This is a genomic window from Blastomonas sp. AAP25 (genome assembly GCF_001295965.1).
Lineage (GTDB): Bacteria > Pseudomonadota > Alphaproteobacteria > Sphingomonadales > Sphingomonadaceae > Blastomonas > Blastomonas fulva.
In genome coordinates this window covers 200,592-218,530 of record NZ_LJHP01000005.1, presented here as the reverse complement: position 1 = coordinate 218,530, position 17,939 = coordinate 200,592, and the positions used below count along the sequence as shown (strand labels likewise).

Genomic DNA, 17,939 nt, shown 5'->3' with positions numbered 1-17,939 from the left:
GTGTCGGCCAGCAGCACCGAGATGCCGTCAGAGCCCGATCGTTCGCAGTGCCTGGTCGAGATCCTCGATCACATCGTCGACATCCTCCAGCCCGACATTGAGCCGCAGCATGTCCTCGGTGATGCCCACCGCCATGCGCGCCTCTTCACCAAGACCGTGGTGCGTGGTCGAGCTGGGGTGCGTCATCAGCGAACGCGAATCGCCGATGTTGTTCGAGATATCGACCAGCTCGAGCGCGTTGAGCAGGCCGTGCGCGCGCGCGCGGCCACCGCCGACATAGACCGAGAAGATCGGCCCTGCGGCCTCCATCTGCGCCATCGCGAGGTTGTGCTGCGGGTGGCTGGGCAGGCCCGGATAGTTCACCCGCTCGACCCGGCCTTCGAGGAAGCTCGCCACCTTCATGGCATTCTCGCTCTGGCGGCGGATGCGCAGATCGAGTGTTTCGAGCCCCTTCAAGACCACCCAGGCATTGAACGCGCTCAGCGTCGGGCCGGTGTTGCGTGTGAACGGCAGCAGCGTGTTGGTAATGAAATCGTCGGTGCCGCACACCGCGCCTGCGAGCACGCGGCCCTGGCCGTCCATCATCTTGGTGGCGCTATAGGCAACGACATCGGCGCCATATTCCATCGGCCGCTGCAGCACGTTGGTGGCAAAGGCATTGTCGACGACGCTGGTGATGCCGCGCGCGCGCGCGATGTCGCACACCGCCTGCATGTCGATGATGTCCATCGTCGGGTTGGCAGGCGTTTCGAAGAAGAAGACGCGGGTGTTGGGACGGATCGCGGCCTCCCACTGATCGAGCTCGCGCCCGTCAATGATCGTGGTCTCGATGCCGAATTTGGGCAGCAGCGTGTCGGTCAGCCAGCGGCACGACCCGAACAATGCCCGGCTGGCCACGACATGGTCGCCCATCTGCAGCTGGCACAATAACGCTGCGGTCATCGCCGCCATCCCGCTGGCCATGCAGCGTGTGGCTTCTGCGCCCTCCATCAGCGAAATGCGTTTTTCGAGCATTTCCACAGTCGGATTCTGCAAGCGGCTGTAGGTCATGCCCGCCTGCTCGCCGTTGAAACGCGCGGCGGCATCTTCGGCGCAATCATAGGCATAGCCCGAAGTCAGGAACAGCGCCTCGGAGGTCTCGCCGAACTCGCTGCGCGCGGTACCCCCCCGGATCGCCCGGGTGGCGGGGCGCCAGCGGCTGGTGATGGCGGGGTCTTGTCCGGCGTTACGCTTCATCTGGGCGGTCCTGAGTTTGAATGCAAAAGCGCGCGCTATATGCGCCGCTCCTCCGCCAGGGGAAAGCCCGAAAAAGCGAAATTCACCGCGTCGAATTGCGGCCCCGCTCGGGCGCCTCGTCCGAGGCGATCGCCTGCGGGCTGATCGACACGCCGTGCAGACGCCAGCGCCCCTCGACCCACTGGAAGAAGAAATCGAAGAACAGGGCTGTCGGGCGGAGGCCGAAATAGCCGCGCACCCGGATCACGCCCGGCTCTGCCACCGATGGCGGCTCGGTATAGGTCGGCGCGAGCAGCAGGGCGCTGGACAGGTCGACCCGGCTTTGGCGGATGCTGGCGAAGATCTCGCCAAGCCGCGCGGCATTGTTGTTGACCTGGAACCCGGGCGAAGAGATGTCGCGCAGCACCGAATAATTACCCGACAGATTGGCATGGTGCACCGCGGTCATCGTGGACCACAGCAGCTTGGCGAGTTCCAGCTCGCTGGGCACCGGTTCGACCGAGATCGGCGGTTGCGCGGCCTGAGTCTGGGCCTGGACCGGCATGGCAAAGGCCAGCGCGGCAAGCAAAAAGGCCGGGGCAAGAAGCCCCGGCCGAGTGTTCATTAATCGCATAACGCTCCTTACCAAGCGGGCTGGCCTTACCAGGCGATCTGGAAACCGCCGCGCGCGCCCACCGAACCGCTGTTGAAGCCGACACCGATACCGGCCGACACGGAAGCGTTTTCGGCGACGCGGGCGGTGATCGCCGTGGTCAGGGATGCCTGATCCTCATAATAGCCCACGCCGCCCGACAGTGCAAAGGTGGTACCCGGCGGAAGCGCGGGCGATTCCATCGCCAGCGCCATCGCCACGCCCTCGTTTGCCCGGTTGATCGCGCGCCGGTTGACTTCGGTCAGGTCGAACAGCGTGTTGACCTGGCCGGTCAGCGCATTGACCTGGCCGTTGGTGGCGAAGGTGTTGACCGCCGGGCCCGCACCCAGCGTGCCGCTGGCATCGGTGGTGACGATCGAGGTGGTGCCGCTCTGCGCCGCTGTGCTGGCGGCAAGATCGCCGATGGTCACCGAGCTTCCCGTGCCACCCAGCTTGATCTGCCCGGCGCGGTTTGCGGTCGCCCCGTTGCCGATCGCCACCGAGTTGGTGAACGCCGCCGAGGTCTGGTTGCCGATCGCGATCGCGCCTGCGCCCGATGCGACGGCCGCCTCACCCACCGAGACCGAACGCACGCCCGATGCCACTGCAAGATGACCCAGCGCGGTCGCCCGCTCGCCGGTGGCTTCTGCCCGCCAGCCATAAGCGGTCGCCGCCGTGGCCGTAGCCAGCGCCTGTCCGCCCACCGCGGTGGTCGAAGCGCCGGTGGCCTGGGTCGCACGGCCCGAGGTGCCGTCGCGGTTGCCGCCGATGGCGATCGCATCGCCGCCGCTTGCCACTGCGGTGTTGCCGATGGCGATCGCATTGGTGCCGCTGGCGACCGAGAGATTGCCGACCGCGACGCTCAGCGCGCCCGACGAGTTGGCCGCCTCACCCACTGCGGTCGAGCGCACGCCCGATGCATTGGCAAGGTGGCCCAGCGCCGTGGCGCGTTCCGCCACCGCTTCTGCGCGCCAGCCAAACGCGGTTGCCGCCGTCGCTGTCGCCAGCGCGCGGCCGCCCACTGCGGTGGTGGACTGCGCCGTGGCGACAGCGCTGAGGCCCATTGCAACCGCTTCGACCCCGGTGGACAGTGCATCGTTGCCGATGGCAATCGAGCCGACCCCCGATGCCACAGCGCCCAGCCCATCGGCATCGCCGCCATCTTCGCCGATCGCGATCGACTGCGCGCCGGTCGCCCGGGAGTTGGAGCCATAAGCCGCCGAGCCCGGGCCGGTCGCCTGCGCGCCTGCCCCCACTGCGGTCGAGCCCGAGGCGATCGCGCCCGCGCCAACCGCGGTTGCGCCTGCACTCGTCGCACGTGCGCCTTCGCCGACCGCGGTTGCATCGGTGGCGCTCGCCACCGCGCCGCTGCCGACCGCGGTGGTGTCAGGAGCCGACGCCGCAGCGCCATTGCCGACCTGCGTGCTGTTGGTTCCGGTCCCGGCAAAGGCCGTTGCCGGGGCAACCGCCACCGCCATGATGTTGCCCGCCGAATCCACCGTGAGGAAGAACTGCGCGCCTGCCGGAACGTTGCCGCCCAGCCCTGCAAAGCGATAGCTGTGGTTGGCAGTGCCCAGCACGATCTGGTTGGCGACGGTCGTCGCCGCGCCATTGCCGATCGCGATCGAGTTCATGAACCCGGCCGATGCGGTGTTGCCGATGGCGATGCCGAAATCGCCGCTGGCCGAGGCACTCTTGCCCAAAGCGAGCGAGCGCACACCGCCTGCCACCGCCTGGTGCCCGACCGCGAGCGAAAGCTCGCCCGTGGCGCGCGCCTGCCAGCCGAAGGTCTGCGATCCCCGGCCCGAGGCGACCGATTCACCGCCGACCGCGGTGGCATGGAAGCCCGAGGCATTGGCGAGATCACCGATCGCCACCGAATCCTCGTCGCCCGCGCTCGCAAGGTTGCCGATCGCGACCGAGGTGCCCAGCGACGCCGCATTGGTGCTGTTGGTGGTGGCCTGGTTGCCGATGGCGACCGAGTTGATGGCCGATGCGACCGCGCTCTTGCCGACCGCAGTCGACCGCACGCCGGTGGCCTGCGCCTGATGGCCAGATGCCAGCGACAGCTCGCCCGAGGCGACCGCCTGCCAGCCGAAGCTTTGCGCGCCGCGGCCCGATGCAACCGATTCGCCGCCCACGGCAGTGGCATGGAAGCCCGAGGCCAGCGCAAGATCGCCCACGGCAACCGCGTCCTCATCGGTTGCGCTGGCAAGGTTGCCGACCGCAACTGTGGTCAGCGCGGTGGCATTGGCGGCCTCGCCCACGGCAAGCGAACGCACGCCTGTGGCGTTGGCCAGATGGCCCAGAGCGTGCGCGCGTTCGGCGCTGGCGTTGGAACGCCAGCCAAAGGCGGTTGCTGCCAGCCCGATGGCATCAGCCTCTCCGCCGATGGCGACGGTCGAGTTGCCGATCGCGCGCGCACCGGTTCCGGCGTCGTCGCCACCGATGGCGAGCGCATCGACACCATCTGCGGTGGCGTTATCCCCCAGCGAAATCGCCGAAGCACCGGTGGCGGTGGCGCCTGCCTGGGTGCTGTTGACCGCAAGATAATTGAGCCGCGAGGCATTGGCCGTGGTGGTCGATGCCACCGCGTTGAGCTGCGCCAGGTTCACCGCATCGGTGAGCGAAGTGCCCGCCGCGACGTTGACGATCTGGCGCTCCCCACCGACGGTGCCGACCGACACCGTTCCGGCGCGGTTGGCGACCGATCCCGAGCCCAGGGCGACCGAATTGAGCGCGGTCGCCTGCGCGGCGTTGCCGATGGCCACGCTGAAATCCGCCGAGGCATTGGCCCGGCTGCCCAGCGATGCCGAGTTGGCCCCGCCCGCCAGCGCGCTCTTGCCGATCGATGTGGCTTCAAGCCCCGAGGCATTGGCCTGGTGGCCCACGGCCACCGCGGTGCGGCCCGAAGCGTTGGCCTGCCAGCCAAAGGCCTGGCTGCCCACGCCCGAGGCCACCGATTCGCCGCCGATCGCGGTCGCGTGGAAGCCTGAGGCGTTGGCGAGATCGCCCAGCGCCACCGCGTCTTCCGCCGTCGCGCGCGCGCCGTTGCCGATCGCGACCGCGGTGCCGGTGGAGAGTGCCCCCGAGGGCGTGGTGCCATCTGCCGTTACCGCGTTGTTGCCGATTGCGACCGAACTGATACCCGCCGCACTCGCGCGGCTTCCGACCGCAGTGGCGTTGGCGCCGCCTGCGTTGGTGCTCTTGCCGACCGAGGTCGCCTCAAAGCCTGCTGCGGTCACCTGATGTCCGACGGCGACCGCCGTACGTCCCGAAGCGTTGGCCTGCCAGCCAAAGGCCTGGCTGCCGACCCCCGAGGCCACCGATTCGCCGCCGATGGCCGTCGCATGGAAACCCGAGGCGTTGGCGAGATCGCCCAGCGCGACCGCATCTTCCTGCGTCGCGCGCGCGCCGTTGCCGATGGCAACGGCGGTGCCCAGCGAGGCCGCCCCCGAAGGCGTCGAACCGGTGGTCACCGTGGTGGAGTTCTGGCCGATGGCGACGCTGCCCGAGGTTGCCGCGTTGGAATTGGCACCGATGGCGACAGTGAAGTTGGCACTCGCGATTGACGCATCACCCACGGCAACGCCCTGCAGCCCGGAAGCACGGGCGAACGAGCCGAAAGCTGCCGAACTGAGCCCGGAAGCCGTTGCGGTGAAGCCTGCCGCGATCGACTGGGTGCCGGCCGAAGACGCCAGATTGCCCATTGCGGTCGAGTTGATGCCCGAAGCATTGGCCCGGCTGCCCAGCGATGTGGCGTTGGCGCCCGCTGCCTGTGCGCTCTTGCCCACCGAGGTGGCTTCGAATCCTGCGGCATTGGCCTGATGACCGACCGCCACTGCTGTGCGGCCTGCAGCATTGGCCTCCCAGCCAAACGCCTGGCTGCCGACCCCCGAGGCAACCGACTGGCCGCCGATCGCGGTTGCATGGAAGCCCGAGGCGTTGGCAAGATCGCCCAGCGCGACCGCATCTTCCTGCGTTGCCCTGGCTTGGTTCCCGATGGCAACAGCGGTGCCCAGCGACGCCGCGCCCGAGGGCGTGCTGCCCAGCGTTGCGGTCGTAGATCCTGAGCCTATGGCGACGCTGCCCGTCGATGAAGAGACAGCGGTCGTTCCGATCGCAATAGCCAGATTGGCCGACGCGTTTGCAGAATCGCCGAATGCGTGTGCCTGCTGGCCCGATGCGACTGCAAAATTGCCCACGGCGGTGGAAAAACCGCCCGATGCCGTTGCTGCTGCTCCCACCGCGGTCGCCTGCAAGCCAGACGAAACCGACCGCGCACCAAGAGCGGTGCTGAAGCTTCCCGAGGCTGTCGTCTGGTTGCCGACTGCGGTCGAACCGGGGCCACTGGCAACCGAAGACACGCCGCATTCAGTCGACTCGGCCACATCGTCCGCATTGCCCGCAATGCCGTCGGGCCCGGCGTTCACGTTGCACGGGGCGGTTGCATCGGCATGGGCCGGGGTTGCGATAGCGATGGCTGCGGCGCTGGACGCCAGGAAAAGCGTAGCTCGCAACGCTTTTGCGTTGTTGGGGAAAGTTTTCATGGGTCCGCTCCTTGCTCACTGACAAGGCGGGTGTTGCCCCCGGCTTTAAACTTACTCATGCGACCCTGTTCGCCGAGTGGTGTTAACCAGCCGGGGCGGACGTTAACATAGGTTACTCGATGTGCAAGCCCCAGAAATGGCCGTTATTTTGTCACAGGCATGTTCAATAGTTTCAGTCTCGACCAAAGCTTGCTATCCGGATGCCGGATGGCCATACCCGTCGCTTCACGACCGCCAGAAAGCGTGACTTTTGCCTGAACTTGTCTCCTTTGAACCCGCGACCGGCGCCCGACTGTGGGCTGGGGCGCATGGCGATGTCGATATCGAAGTGGCCAAGGCACGCGCCGCCTTTCCCGAATGGGTTGCCATGGCGGTTACCAAGCGAATCGAGCTGTGCCGCCGCTTTGCCAATCAGGTCCGTGCGCGCCAGGAAGAGTTCGCCAGCCTGATCGCGCGTGAAACCGGCAAGCCCATGTGGGAATCGCGCACCGAAGTGGAATCGGTGATCGCCAAGGTCGATATCTCGGTCTCCGCCTATGCCGAGCGCACAGCGCAGCGCAAGCTGGACAGCGCGCTGGGCGGCACCATGGCGCTACGTCACAAGCCACACGGCGTGATGGCGGTGCTGGGCCCCTACAACTTCCCCGCGCACCTGCCCAACGGCCACATCATCCCCGCGCTGATCGCGGGCAACGCGGTAGTGTTCAAGCCGTCCGAAAAGACACCGGCAGTCGGCGCGATGCTGGTCGAGTGCCTGCATCAGGCGGGCATTCCCGAAGGCGTGGTGCGGCTACTGATCGGCGCTGCGGACGAAGGCAAGGCGCTGGTGGCGCATGAGGATGTCGACGGCATCCTGTTCACCGGCTCTGCCACCACCGGTATCGCGATCAACCGCACGCTCGCCAGCCGCCCGGACAAGATCGTCGCGCTGGAAATGGGCGGCAACAATCCGATGGTGATCTGGGACACGCCGTGCATCGCCGATGCCGCGACGCTGATCATCCAGTCCGCCTTCACATCCGCAGGCCAACGCTGCTCCGCTGCCAGCCGCCTGATCGTGCGCGACACCATCTATGACGCGGTGATCACCGAGACCAAGAAGCTGGCCGACCGGATCATCGTCGGCAGGCCGTTCGACGACCCGCAGCCGTTCATGGGCCCGGTGATCGACAACCAAGCCGCCGACGGCCTGACAGAGAGCTTCCTGTATTTCCTCAGCAATGGCGGCCGGGTGATCAAGCATCTTGTGCGGCTGGACGACAAGGTGCCGTTGCTGTCGCCCGCGATCATCGATGTGACCAACATCAAGGACCGCCCCGATATCGAACTGTTCGGCCCGCTGCTGCAGGTAATCAAGGTCAGCTCGTTCGAAGAGGCGATCAACGAGGCGAACAACACCCGCTTCGGCCTGTCTGCCGCTCTGGTGGGGGGCAGTCCGCAGCACTACAAGCAGTTCTGGGCCAACATCAAGGCAGGCATCGTCAACTGGAACCGCCCGACCAACGGCGCCTCGTCCAAGGCCCCGTTCGGCGGCGTCGGCCTGTCGGGCAACCACCGCGCCAGTGCCTATTATGCCGCCGACTATTGCGCCTATCCGGTGGTCTCCAACGAGATGGAGCAGCCGCGCGCCACCATCGGCATCGGGCTCAAGCAGGACTGAGTTTCCTGAGCTTTTGCGCCCAGCAAAAGCAAAACTAGGCGAGCCCAAAGGGGTTCTGCTTTGCAACTTCAGGGCGCACCGACCAGATGCACCGTTGGAAAGGACCAACGGCATGACCCATCTGCAATCCCCTGGTGCTACCGGCACTGTCTGGCTTGTCGGCGCAGGTCCGGGTGACCCCGACCTGCTGACGGTGAAGGCCGCGCGGATCATCGCGAAGGCATCGCTGATCGTGCACGACGGGCTGGTCGACGATGCGATCCTGGCGCTCGCCCGCCCCGATGCCCGGCTGATTTCGGTCGCCAAGAAGCGCGCGCGTCACACGCTACCGCAGGACGACATCAACGCACTGCTGATCGCCGAAGCTCGCAAGGGCCATGATGTCGTCAGGCTGAAGGGCGGCGATCCCTTCATCTTCGGTCGTGGCGGCGAAGAGGTCGATGACTGCCGCGCAGCAGGTGTCGCGGTCGAGGTCATCCCCGGGATCAGCGCCGCCAATGGCAGCGCTGCCGCCGCGCAGTTGCCGCTCACCCATCGTGATCTTTCGAGCGCGGTCACCTTCGTCGCGGGCCAGTGCAAGGGCCTGACCGAGCAGGACTGGTCGGGTCTTGCGGGCAAGGGCCGCACGCTCGTTATCTATATGGGCGTCGCCACCGGCGATGCGATCGCCGAAAAGCTGATCGCCGACGGCCTGTCGCCCGATACTCCGGTTGCCGTGCTCGAAAAGGGAACGCGGGCCGACATGCGCACCTTGCGCACGCTGCTCACTGATCTTGGCCCGATGATCGCGCGCGAAAGCGTTGTGAGCCCGGCACTGATCGTGATCGGCGACGTGGTGACCCGCGCGCGCGCCACCGATTGCCTGCCCACTCTGTTCGCCCAGCATCTGGAGCCGACGCCTTTTACGGAGTCCTTGGCATGAAAATCCTCACCGGCAACGATCTGAAGACCGGAGATGTCATCTGGTGGGCGGGCGAAACCCGCTGGTCGCGCCATCTGGCCGACAGCGCCGATGCAGGCGCAGAGGCCGACGCGATCCTGGCGCGCGAGGAAGCCGCATTGAGGGTCAACGTGCCCTATATCGTCGATGGCCGGCAGACCGATCAGGGCCCCATGCCGCTGCACATCAAGGAACGCGTCCGCGCATTCGGCCCCACGGTGCGCCCCGACCTCGCCATCAACACCAGCATCCCGATCCTGAAGGCCTGAATCATGCCGTCGCGTCGCCAGACCATGACCGCAGGACTTGCCGGCCTTGCCATGCTCGGCGGCGGAGTGCTGGCCGCGCCTGCTTTTGCAGCCGCCGCGCGCCCCACGGTGGTGGTTGAGCAGACGCTGCTCAAGGCGCTGCCGGGCAAGGCCGATGCGTTGGGGCAGTATCTGGCAGCGAACTGGCTGGTGATGGACCAGCAGGCGCTCGATCAGGGGTTGTTCACCGGCTTCTGGCTGGCCCGGTCGGCGTCAGGGTTCGAAGAATGGGATTACGCCATGTCGGTCGGCTATCCGACCGCGCTTGGTTACGACGACCCGGCGACATCCGCCGGTTTCGAGGCGATCCGCGCGGCGCATGTCGTGACGCCGATCGACGGGGAAGGCCTCTCGCAACTGGGCCGCATTGTTTCCAGCCAGCGGCTCGATGTGGTCGCGGTGCGCGGCTTTGCCGCCGCTGTTTGAAGTTTATTGAGGATAGGCCATGTATCAATACGACAAATATGATCAGGCGATGGTCGATGCGCGCGTCGCGGAATTTCGCGATCAGGTGCGCCGCCGTCTCGATGGCAGCCTGCCCGAGGACGAGTTCCGTCATCTGCGCCTGAAGAACGGGCTGTACCTGCAGCTGCACGCGTACATGCTGCGCGTCGCGATCCCCTACGGCACGCTGTCATCGAAGCAGATGCACATGCTGGCGCACATCGCGCGCAAGTACGACAAGGGCTATGGCCATTTCACCACCCGGCAGAACATCCAGTACAACTGGATCAAGCTGGACGAGACCCCCGACATCCTCGCCGATCTGGCGACAGTCGAGATGCACGCCATCCAGACAAGCGGCAACTGCATCCGCAACATCAGCTCTGACCATTTCGCGGGCGCCGCCGCCGACGAGATCGCCGATCCGCGCCCCTGGGCCGAGCTGCTGCGCCAGTGGTCGACCTTCCATCCCGAATTCCAGCTGCTGCCGCGCAAGTTCAAGATCGCGGTGATCGCGTCGGCCACCGATCGCGCCGCGATGCGGCTGCACGATATCGGCATCGAGCTGGTGAAGAGCGCAGACGGCGTGCTGGGCGCGAAGTTCTTCGTGGGCGGCGGCATGGGCCGCACCCCGATGATCGCGCCGTGCATCCGCGAGTTCGTTCCGGCTGAAGAGCTGATCAGCTATTCCGAAGCGTGCCTTCGCGTCTACAACCGCTATGGCCGCCGCGACAACAAGTACAAGGCGCGGATCAAGATCCTCGTCCACGAAATCGGTGCGGACGAATACCGCCGCCAGGTCGAGGAAGAGTTCGCGCACATGAAGACGCTGGGGCTCAATCCCCCGGTGGCCGAGCTCGAGCGGATCAGCGCTTATTTCACCGACCCCGCCTTCGAGCAGGGCCTGAGCGATGACATCGACCGCTCCGACCCCGACTTTGCGGTCTGGGTCGACCAGAACACGCATGCGCACAAGACACCGGGCTATGCCTCGGTGACCATCAGCCTGAAGCCCGCAGGCGGCATCCCCGGCGATGCCACCGCCGAGCAGATCGACCTGATGGCCGACCTCGCAGAGCGCTATGCGTTCGATGAACTGCGCGTCACCCACACGCAGAACATCGTGCTCGCGCATGTCCGCAAGGCCGATCTGCATGCGATCTGGCAGGCGCTCGATGCCGCGGGGCTCGCATCGGCAAATCTCGACCTGATCGGCGACATGATCGCCTGCCCTGGTCTCGACTATTGCAGCCTGGCCAATGCGCGCTCGATCCCGGTGGCACAGAAGATTTCCGAACGCTTCGCCGACACCGGCAGGCAGCGCGAGCTCGGCGAACTCAAGCTCAAGATCTCGGGCTGCATCAACGCCTGCGGCCACCACCATGCCGGCCATATCGGCATCCTGGGGGTCGATAAGAAGGGCGTCGAGAACTACCAGTTGCTGCTCGGCGGATCGGCGGCAGAAGACGTTTCGATCGCAAAGATCGTCGGCCCCGGCTTCGACGAGGACGGTGTGGTCGACGCAGTCGAAACCGTGACCAACGTCTATCTGGGCGCGCGTCAGGCTGGCGAGCGTTTCGTCGATACCTATCGCCGCATCGGCATGGAACCGTTCAAGGAGGCGCTTTATGGCTGAGCCGCAGATCATCTACCGCGATGCGCCCGCCGTTACCGAACTGGCAGTATCGCTCGCCGACTTCACTGCCGGATCGAACGGCGCCGCCGTGCGGATCGAGCCGGGCGACGATGCGCGCGCGCTGTTGCCGCATCTGGGCCAGATCAAGCTGGTGGAGGTCAACTTCCCAGCGTTCGGCGATGGCCGCGGCTTCTCCTCGGCGCAGATCCTGCGCGAGGCGGGCTATGCGGGCGAGCTGCGGGCCACCGGCGATGTGCTGGTCGACCAGTTCGTCTTTCTGCGCCGCTGCGGGTTCGACAGCTTCGCGCCCAACAAGCCGCTCAACCCCGAAGATGTGAAGGCGGCGGAGGGCTTCTTCCCCGACTTCTACCAGAAGACCAGCGACGGTATCGCCGCGATCTGGGCCAAGCGCCATCAGGTGACATCATGAAGCAGACCCAGGCATCGGGCGCCCGGGCCTCGGCAGGCCAGCGCGTGCGCGACCAGATCGATCTCAAGCCGCGCTTCACCGAAAGCGATGCGATCCGGCTCAACAACATGTTCCGCGGCACCGACACCGCCGAGATGATGCGCGTCGTCATCCGCGACGGGTTGGTCGGTGATCTGGCGGTGGTCTCCTCCTTCGGCGCGGAGAGCGCGGTGCTGCTGCACATGGTGGCGAGCGTCGATCCGACTCTTCCGGTGCTGTTCCTCGACACGCAGAAGCATTTCGCCGAGACGCTGACCTATCGCGATACGCTGGTCGAGCGGCTGGGGCTGACCAACCTCGTCCTGCTCGCGCCCGAGGCTGACGAGGTCGCGGGTCAGGATGCCAATGGCCTGCGCTGGTCGTACGACCCCGATGGCTGCTGCGAAATCCGCAAGGTGCGGCCGCTCGCCAAGGCGCTGCTGCGCTTTGACGGCTCGATTACCGGCCGCAAGGGCTTCCAGTCCGCCACCCGCCAGGGACTGCCGCGCTTCGAGATCGACACCAGCGATGCGCAGGGCCGGTTCAAGCTGAACCCTCTCGCCAGCTGGGGCAAGGACATGCTCGATGCGTATTTCGCCGAGCATGACCTGCCGCGCCATCCGCTGGAATCGCAGGGCTATCCCTCGATCGGCTGTGCGCCGTGTACCAGCAAGGTCGCGCCGGGCGAAGACCCGCGCTCGGGCCGCTGGAAGGGCTGGGACAAGACCGAATGCGGCATCCACAGCGATGTCACGCCGCTGCCTGGCACCGGTCAAGACAACGGTGCAAACGACCCGATATTCTGACGAAATTCACCTGATATCGGTTGGTCGCAAGCACAAACTCGCGTTCACGGTCCCTTAACCGGCCTGCGGCAATGTCGGCTCATGACCGGCGCGGCTCCCATCGAACAGATCCTGTACATCAGTACGGTGTCGCCAAGTGAAATGGTGAACCTCAACGCAATTCTTGCAGTTGCGCGGCGGAACAACAGTGCGAACGACATTACCGGACTGCTGATGTTCAACGGCAAGAGGTTTCTCCAGGTGCTGGAAGGGCCGAGCGAGGCCATCGATGCTACCTTCGAGCGCATCCGCCGCGATCCGCGTCATCGCGGACAGGTTCTGCTTGCTCGCAAGACGATCCCGCAACGCGAGTTCGGCGACTGGTCGATGGGTTTCAGGGATGGCGCACACGAGGACGGCGGTGCGGTTTACGAAACGATCTGTGCCAAGGTCGCCGATGCCAACCCCAACCTGAGGGCCGAACTGACCGCTTTCGCTCGCCAGATCTGACACCAACAACTGCTCGCCGGACCGCATTATGCTGCGCAGCATATTGCGGCATTTGCGCGCGCGTATGGTTGACATAGCACGGCGCTGCCATATGTAGGACGTAGCGGGCCGGGCCCCTCTGGCGACGAATGATGCCTTGCACATTCGGCGTGATGTCGGACCGCTACGGGATGCGCAACCATCCCGGGCTTCAGGCCCGGTCTTTCGATCGTTTTAACCCTGCGTATCCCGACCAATGCATCATCCATTGGAAAGGACAGAAAAATGAAAATCACAACGACCGCAATCATAGCGGCATTGTCAGTTGCAGGACTTGCTACTCCCACCGTCGCCGCCGATTATCAGGACATCCGCCATCAGGTGGAGGTACCCCATGGCGAACGCCAGGTGACGGCCGTCTACCAGCCCAAGACCATGGTGAGCTATCGCCAGGTGGGCAACATGACCCCCAACCGCCCGAGCACGGCGCGGTGCATGTGGAAAGCGGAAATCTCGGTCGAACGGCACCTCCAGGCACCTGCCGGCCAGGGCAGCCATGTGGTGCGCACCCTGGTGCCCACCAAGCTGATCGAGGGCTCAACCAATGGCCGCTGCGCGCAGGGCAAGGAACAGGTCAGTTCCGCGCTGGCCCGCCGCACCGACGAGGTGCGCAGCCATGTTCTCGCGGTGGCGGCTGAAGACCGCAACGCACTGATGGCCGAACTGAGCATCGCCCAGGGCAATCCTGCGGGCTGATGCCACTTTGACAAACCCTCCCCCAGCGCGTCTGGGGGAGGCGTTTTGACCCTCCTCCCGCTTGCCATCTCCGCCTGCCTAGCCCACTGTCTTCCGAACAAAAAATTCTCAGGGAAGGACAGGCCATGTCGGCTCGCACGCAAAAATTCGGCAAATTCAGCAAATTCGGTTCCGTCGCGCTGGCGCTCGCCATCGCGCCGCTGTTCGGCGCGCACGCGCAAGGCACTGACACCAGCGAGAATTTCACCGTCATCATCGGCGGCACCCGCGTCGGCCATCTCGACGTTGTGCGCAGCGGTGACACGGTGAAGATCGATTACGATTACAAGAACAACGGCCGCGGCCCCACGATGAAGGAAGAGCTGCGGCTTGATGCCAAGGGCATGCCGACATCCTGGAAGATCACCGGCAACTCGACCTTCGGCAACGCGATCAACGAGAGCTTCGCGATGCAGCGTGGCACTGCGCGCTGGACCGATTCGACCGGCAGCGGCACCGCCAAGCCCAAGGGTCCGGCGATCTATGTCGCGCAGGAAGGCAGCCCCTGGGCCGCTGGGATGTATGCCCGCGCGTTGCTTGCCGATGACGACCGTTCGCTGCCTGCGCTTCCCGGCGGCGCGCTCAGCCTTGCCGAGCTCGAAAAGGTGCAGGTCTCCGGCACCGGCGGTGCGATGACCGTCACCTCCTATGCGCTTTCGGGCAACGATCTCGACCCCGGCTATTTCCTGCTCGACGACACCGGCGCGCTGTTTGCGGCAATTTCCCCGCGCGCAGTGTTCGTGCGCAAGGGCTTCGAGGGCGAGGACCTTAAGCTGCGTGACCTTGCGGTCAAATATTCGACCGAACGCTTCGTCAAGATGCAGGCCAAGGCGGCCAACAGCTACAAGGCGCCGGTGCGCATCACCAACGTTCGGCTGTTCGATCCGGTGACCATGAAGCTCACCGAGCCCAAGAGCGTGGTGGTCAGCGGACGGCACATCTCCGCCGTGCTGCCTGTGAACAGTCCCGCCACCGAGGGCGAGGTTACCATCGACGGCAATGGCGGTACACTGGTCTCCGGCCTTTACGAGATGCACGGGCATATCGGCCAGGAAGACGCAATGCTCAACATCCTAGCCGGGATCACCTCGGTGCGCGACATGGGCAACGAGATCGATGTGCTCGACGGCCTGATCGAACGGATCGACAGCGGCGTGCTGGCCGGGCCGCGGATCACCAAATCGGGCTTCATCGAGGGCAAGAGCCCCTTCAGCTCGAACAATGGCAAGCTCGTCAACAGCCAGCAGGAGGCGGTCGACGCCGCGCGCTTCTATGCCGCGCGCGATTTCCAGGCGATCAAGATCTACAACAGCATGAACCCCGAGTGGATCCCCGCGCTGGTGAAAGAGGCCAAGGCGCTTGGCCTCCACGTCATGGGCCATGTCCCCGCCTTCACCAACGCCGATGCGATGATCGCCGCAGGCTATGACGAGATGACCCATATCAACCAGGTGATGCTGGGCTGGGTGCTCGAGCCCAAGGAGGATACCCGCACCCTGTTGCGCCTGACAGCCCTGAAGCGCCTGCCCAGCCTCGATCTCGAAAGCGAGAAGGTGAACAGGACGATAGGCGCGATGGTCGAAAAGAAGGTCACCATCGACCCGACCTTCGCGATCCATGAATCGCTGCTGCTGGCGCGCAACGGCACGATCAATCCGGGCATGGTCGATTATGTCGCCAACATGCCGGTAGGCGTCCAGCGCAGCGCCAAGCAGGCATGGTCGAACATCGAAAGCCCCGCCGACGACAAGGCGTATCGCGGCGCATTCGACAAGATCACTGCCACGATCAAGAAGATGCACGATGCGGGCATCTTCCTGATTCCCGGCACCGACATGGGCGGCAGCTTCACCTATCACCGCGAGCTCGAACTCTACCAGAAGGCCGGCCTGACCCCCGCGCAGATTTTGCGCCGCGCGACCTATGACATGGCCGAGTATCTCGACCAGGAACAGTCGCTGGGCAGCATCGAGAAGGGTAAATACGCCGACTTCTTCCTGATCCAGGGCGATCCCACCAAGGACCTCAAGGCGATCAAGGCGATCCGCATGGTCGCCAAGGATGGCGTGTTCTATTACCCCAGCGACGTCTATCCCGAGTTCGGCATCAAGCCGTTCGCGACCAAGCCCAAGGTGAAGATGCCCAAGGAGGGCTGACGACCCATTGCTTTTTCACCGTCACCCCCGCGAAGGCGGGGGACCCGCTTCTGCGCTGACGTTTCGGCCATAGCGGGATTCCCGCATTCGCGGGAATGACGGGGGGAATGCTACAGGTCCCGCGCCCAGAACTGCATCGGGTGCGGCGTCTCCTGCGCATCACCGATGTCGAGCCAGTCGAAGCTGGTGGTCAGCCCCTGGACCCTGCCATAGCCACGGCTGATCCAGAAAGCGTCGAGCGCGCGGTAGTCCGCAGGGCGTAGCGGGTGGTCGGCGGGGCGCTGCACCGCGCAGAAAGTGGCAATGTCCGCGCCTGCCGCCCTGGCCCCCGCCTCGCGCTGGTCGAAGAACGCATGACCGATGCCCTGCCCGCGATAGCCCGGCAGCAGCACCGACTCCCCGAAATAGAACGTGCGGCCGACATCCCAGCCATGCGCCATGAAGGGAGACAGGAACTCTTCCTTCTGCGCCGCCAGCGGCGATGCGGTGGCCGCGCCGACAATGGTATCGCCCTCGCGCGCAATCACCAGCACCGCATCGGGCGCAGCGGCAAATTCGGAAAGATAGCCGCGCTCGTAATCGAGATCGCCGTCATAGAGATACGGCCATTCGCGGAACACCGCGATGCGCAAGGCGGCAAGCGCGTCGATCGCCGCATGGATGCGGGCGGTGGGCAGCGTCTCGACCGTCACCGCCATCGGCTCAGCCCGCCTTGCGGATGACCACCGATCCTGCCGAATAGCCCGCGCCAAACGAGCAGATCAGCCCGGTGTCGCCCGGCTTCAGGTCGTCATGGTGCAGGTGGAAGGCGATGATCGACCCGGCAGAAGAGGTGTTGGCATAAGTGTCGAGCACCGTCGGGCTCTCGTCCTCGCTCGCCTCATGCCCCAGCACGCGCTGCGCGATCAGCCGGTTCATCCCCGCATTGGCCTGATGCAGCCACAGCCGGCGCAACTGCTCGGGCGCGATCCCCAGCCGGGCGATATGATCGGTGATCAGTTCGCCGACCATCGGCACCACTTCCTTGAACACCTTGCGGCCCTCCTGGACGAACAGCTTGTCGGCATCGTCGCGGCTTTCGGGCGCGGTGCGGTTGAGGAAACCGAAGTTGTTGCGGATGTTGTTCGAGAACCGAGTCTTGAGCTGGGTGCCCAGGATGTCCCAATGGCTTGCGGGGGCAAAGTCGGCATCTTCGATCAGTACAGCTGTGGCGACATCGCCGAAGATGAAATGGCTGTCGCGATCGCGCCAGTTGAGGTGGCCCGAACAGATTTCGGGGCTTACCACCAGCACCGACCGGGCATTGCCTGCACGGATGAAATCGGCAGCGGTCTGGATGCCAAAGGTCGCCGACGAGCAGGCGACGTTCATGTCGAATCCGAAGCCCTGGATCCCGAGCGCGTCCTGCACCTCGATCGCGATGGCCGGGTACGCGCGCTGCAGATTGGAGCAGGCGACCAGCACTGCATCCACGTCCTTGGCATCGCGCCCGGCGCGCGCCAGCGCATCGCGCGCGGCGGCAACACCGATCTCGGCGAGCACCGAAATCTCTTCGTTCGGGCGCTCGTCGAAGCGCGGGCACATCACGTTGGTGTCGAGTATCGACGCCTTGGACAGAACCTTGCGCGCCTTGATCCCGCTCGCCTTTTCGATGAACTCGACCGACGACGGCTGCAGCGCAGTCATCTCCCCGGCCTCGATCGCGGCGGCATGCTGCGCGTTATGCTGCGCAACATAGGCGTTGAAGCTCCCAACCAGCTCGTCGTTGCTGATGCTGTCGGCGGGGGTAAAAAGGCCGGTCGCGGAGATGACCGGGCGGGCGGTGGGATAGGCGGAAGTCATGAAACCGTAGGGTCCTGCA

General features: G+C 65.3%; 15 protein-coding genes. 10 read left to right on the top strand and 5 right to left on the bottom strand.

Going from position 1 to position 17,939, the window contains the following annotated elements; all coding sequences use genetic code 11:
* Positions 1–27: 27 nt before the first annotated feature.
* The 3 genes from IP68_RS05735 to IP68_RS05725 form a co-directional block, all read right to left on the bottom strand.
* Positions 28–1,236, bottom strand: a complete 1,209-nt coding sequence (locus IP68_RS05735) for a PLP-dependent aspartate aminotransferase family protein (RefSeq protein ID WP_054134008.1) — start codon at positions 1,234–1,236, stop codon at positions 28–30.
* Positions 1,237–1,318: 82 nt separating this feature from the next.
* Entirely contained in the window at positions 1,319–1,840 is a 522-nt protein-coding gene (locus IP68_RS05730; protein ID WP_231683761.1) for a hypothetical protein, read from the bottom strand.
* A gap of 35 nt (positions 1,841–1,875) precedes the next feature.
* Entirely contained in the window at positions 1,876–6,417 is a 4,542-nt protein-coding gene (locus IP68_RS05725; protein ID WP_054134006.1) for a hypothetical protein, read from the bottom strand.
* A gap of 250 nt (positions 6,418–6,667) precedes the next feature.
* Between IP68_RS05725 and astD the strand changes: the two genes are divergently transcribed.
* The 10 genes from astD (at position 6,668) to IP68_RS05675 (ending at position 16,078) form a co-directional block, all read left to right on the top strand.
* Entirely contained in the window at positions 6,668–8,077 is a 1,410-nt protein-coding gene (gene astD, locus IP68_RS05720) for a succinylglutamate-semialdehyde dehydrogenase (RefSeq protein WP_054134005.1), read from the top strand.
* A 112-nt stretch (positions 8,078–8,189) separates the two neighbouring features.
* A complete protein-coding gene (gene cobA / locus IP68_RS05715) occupies positions 8,190–8,999 on the top strand; it encodes a uroporphyrinogen-III C-methyltransferase (RefSeq protein WP_054134336.1) in 810 nt (269 codons plus the stop codon).
* Positions 8,996–9,286, top strand: a complete 291-nt coding sequence (locus IP68_RS05710) for a DUF2849 domain-containing protein (RefSeq protein ID WP_054134004.1) — start codon at positions 8,996–8,998, stop codon at positions 9,284–9,286. The genes cobA and IP68_RS05710 overlap by 4 nt, the downstream gene beginning before the upstream one ends.
* 3 nt (positions 9,287–9,289) lie before the next feature.
* Positions 9,290–9,751, top strand: a complete 462-nt coding sequence (locus tag IP68_RS05705) for a hypothetical protein (RefSeq protein ID WP_156317956.1) — start codon at positions 9,290–9,292, stop codon at positions 9,749–9,751.
* Positions 9,752–9,770: 19 nt separating this feature from the next.
* Positions 9,771–11,405, top strand: a complete 1,635-nt coding sequence (locus IP68_RS05700) for a nitrite/sulfite reductase (protein WP_054134002.1) — start codon at positions 9,771–9,773, stop codon at positions 11,403–11,405.
* The gene (locus tag IP68_RS05695) at positions 11,398–11,835 is read left to right on the top strand and encodes a DUF934 domain-containing protein (RefSeq protein WP_054134001.1); all 438 of its coding nucleotides are present in this window, start codon (positions 11,398–11,400) and stop codon (positions 11,833–11,835) included. Before IP68_RS05700 ends, IP68_RS05695 begins: the two co-directional genes overlap by 8 nt.
* The gene (locus tag IP68_RS05690; protein ID WP_054134000.1) at positions 11,832–12,659 is read left to right on the top strand and encodes a phosphoadenylyl-sulfate reductase; all 828 of its coding nucleotides are present in this window, start codon (positions 11,832–11,834) and stop codon (positions 12,657–12,659) included. The genes IP68_RS05695 and IP68_RS05690 overlap by 4 nt, the downstream gene beginning before the upstream one ends.
* Positions 12,660–12,740: 81 nt before the next feature.
* Positions 12,741–13,148, top strand: a complete 408-nt coding sequence (locus IP68_RS05685) for a BLUF domain-containing protein (RefSeq protein WP_054133999.1) — start codon at positions 12,741–12,743, stop codon at positions 13,146–13,148.
* Between the two features lie 264 nt (positions 13,149–13,412).
* Positions 13,413–13,883 carry a hypothetical protein gene (locus tag IP68_RS05680; protein ID WP_054133998.1) on the top strand — a complete coding sequence of 157 codons (471 nt, stop codon included), beginning with the start codon at positions 13,413–13,415 and terminating at the stop codon, positions 13,881–13,883.
* A gap of 125 nt (positions 13,884–14,008) precedes the next feature.
* A complete protein-coding gene (locus tag IP68_RS05675) occupies positions 14,009–16,078 on the top strand; it encodes an amidohydrolase family protein (protein ID WP_054133997.1) in 2,070 nt (689 codons plus the stop codon).
* A gap of 110 nt (positions 16,079–16,188) precedes the next feature.
* Here the strand turns inward: IP68_RS05675 and IP68_RS05670 are convergent, their stop codons facing one another.
* Positions 16,189–16,776 carry a GNAT family N-acetyltransferase gene (locus IP68_RS05670; protein WP_054133996.1) on the bottom strand — a complete coding sequence of 196 codons (588 nt, stop codon included), beginning with the start codon at positions 16,774–16,776 and terminating at the stop codon, positions 16,189–16,191.
* A gap of 4 nt (positions 16,777–16,780) precedes the next feature.
* The gene (locus IP68_RS05665; RefSeq protein ID WP_054133995.1) at positions 16,781–17,920 is read right to left on the bottom strand and encodes a beta-ketoacyl-ACP synthase III; all 1,140 of its coding nucleotides are present in this window, start codon (positions 17,918–17,920) and stop codon (positions 16,781–16,783) included.
* Positions 17,921–17,939 lie beyond the last annotated feature (19 nt).

Coding starts and splice junctions, on each gene's coding strand:
- IP68_RS05735 (WP_054134008.1), bottom strand. CDS start 1,236: ATGAAGCGTAACGCCGGACAAGACCCCGCCATCACCAGCCGCTGGCGC.
- IP68_RS05730 (WP_231683761.1), bottom strand. CDS start 1,840: ATGAACACTCGGCCGGGGCTTCTTGCCCCGGCCTTTTTGCTTGCCGCG.
- IP68_RS05725 (WP_054134006.1), bottom strand. CDS start 6,417: ATGAAAACTTTCCCCAACAACGCAAAAGCGTTGCGAGCTACGCTTTTC.
- cobA (WP_054134336.1), top strand. CDS start 8,190: ATGACCCATCTGCAATCCCCTGGTGCTACCGGCACTGTCTGGCTTGTC.
- IP68_RS05710 (WP_054134004.1), top strand. CDS start 8,996: ATGAAAATCCTCACCGGCAACGATCTGAAGACCGGAGATGTCATCTGG.
- IP68_RS05705 (WP_156317956.1), top strand. CDS start 9,290: ATGCCGTCGCGTCGCCAGACCATGACCGCAGGACTTGCCGGCCTTGCC.
- IP68_RS05700 (WP_054134002.1), top strand. CDS start 9,771: ATGTATCAATACGACAAATATGATCAGGCGATGGTCGATGCGCGCGTC.
- IP68_RS05695 (WP_054134001.1), top strand. CDS start 11,398: ATGGCTGAGCCGCAGATCATCTACCGCGATGCGCCCGCCGTTACCGAA.
- IP68_RS05690 (WP_054134000.1), top strand. CDS start 11,832: ATGAAGCAGACCCAGGCATCGGGCGCCCGGGCCTCGGCAGGCCAGCGC.
- IP68_RS05685 (WP_054133999.1), top strand. CDS start 12,741: ATGACCGGCGCGGCTCCCATCGAACAGATCCTGTACATCAGTACGGTG.
- IP68_RS05680 (WP_054133998.1), top strand. CDS start 13,413: ATGAAAATCACAACGACCGCAATCATAGCGGCATTGTCAGTTGCAGGA.
- IP68_RS05675 (WP_054133997.1), top strand. CDS start 14,009: ATGTCGGCTCGCACGCAAAAATTCGGCAAATTCAGCAAATTCGGTTCC.
- IP68_RS05670 (WP_054133996.1), bottom strand. CDS start 16,776: ATGGCGGTGACGGTCGAGACGCTGCCCACCGCCCGCATCCATGCGGCG.
- IP68_RS05665 (WP_054133995.1), bottom strand. CDS start 17,920: ATGACTTCCGCCTATCCCACCGCCCGCCCGGTCATCTCCGCGACCGGC.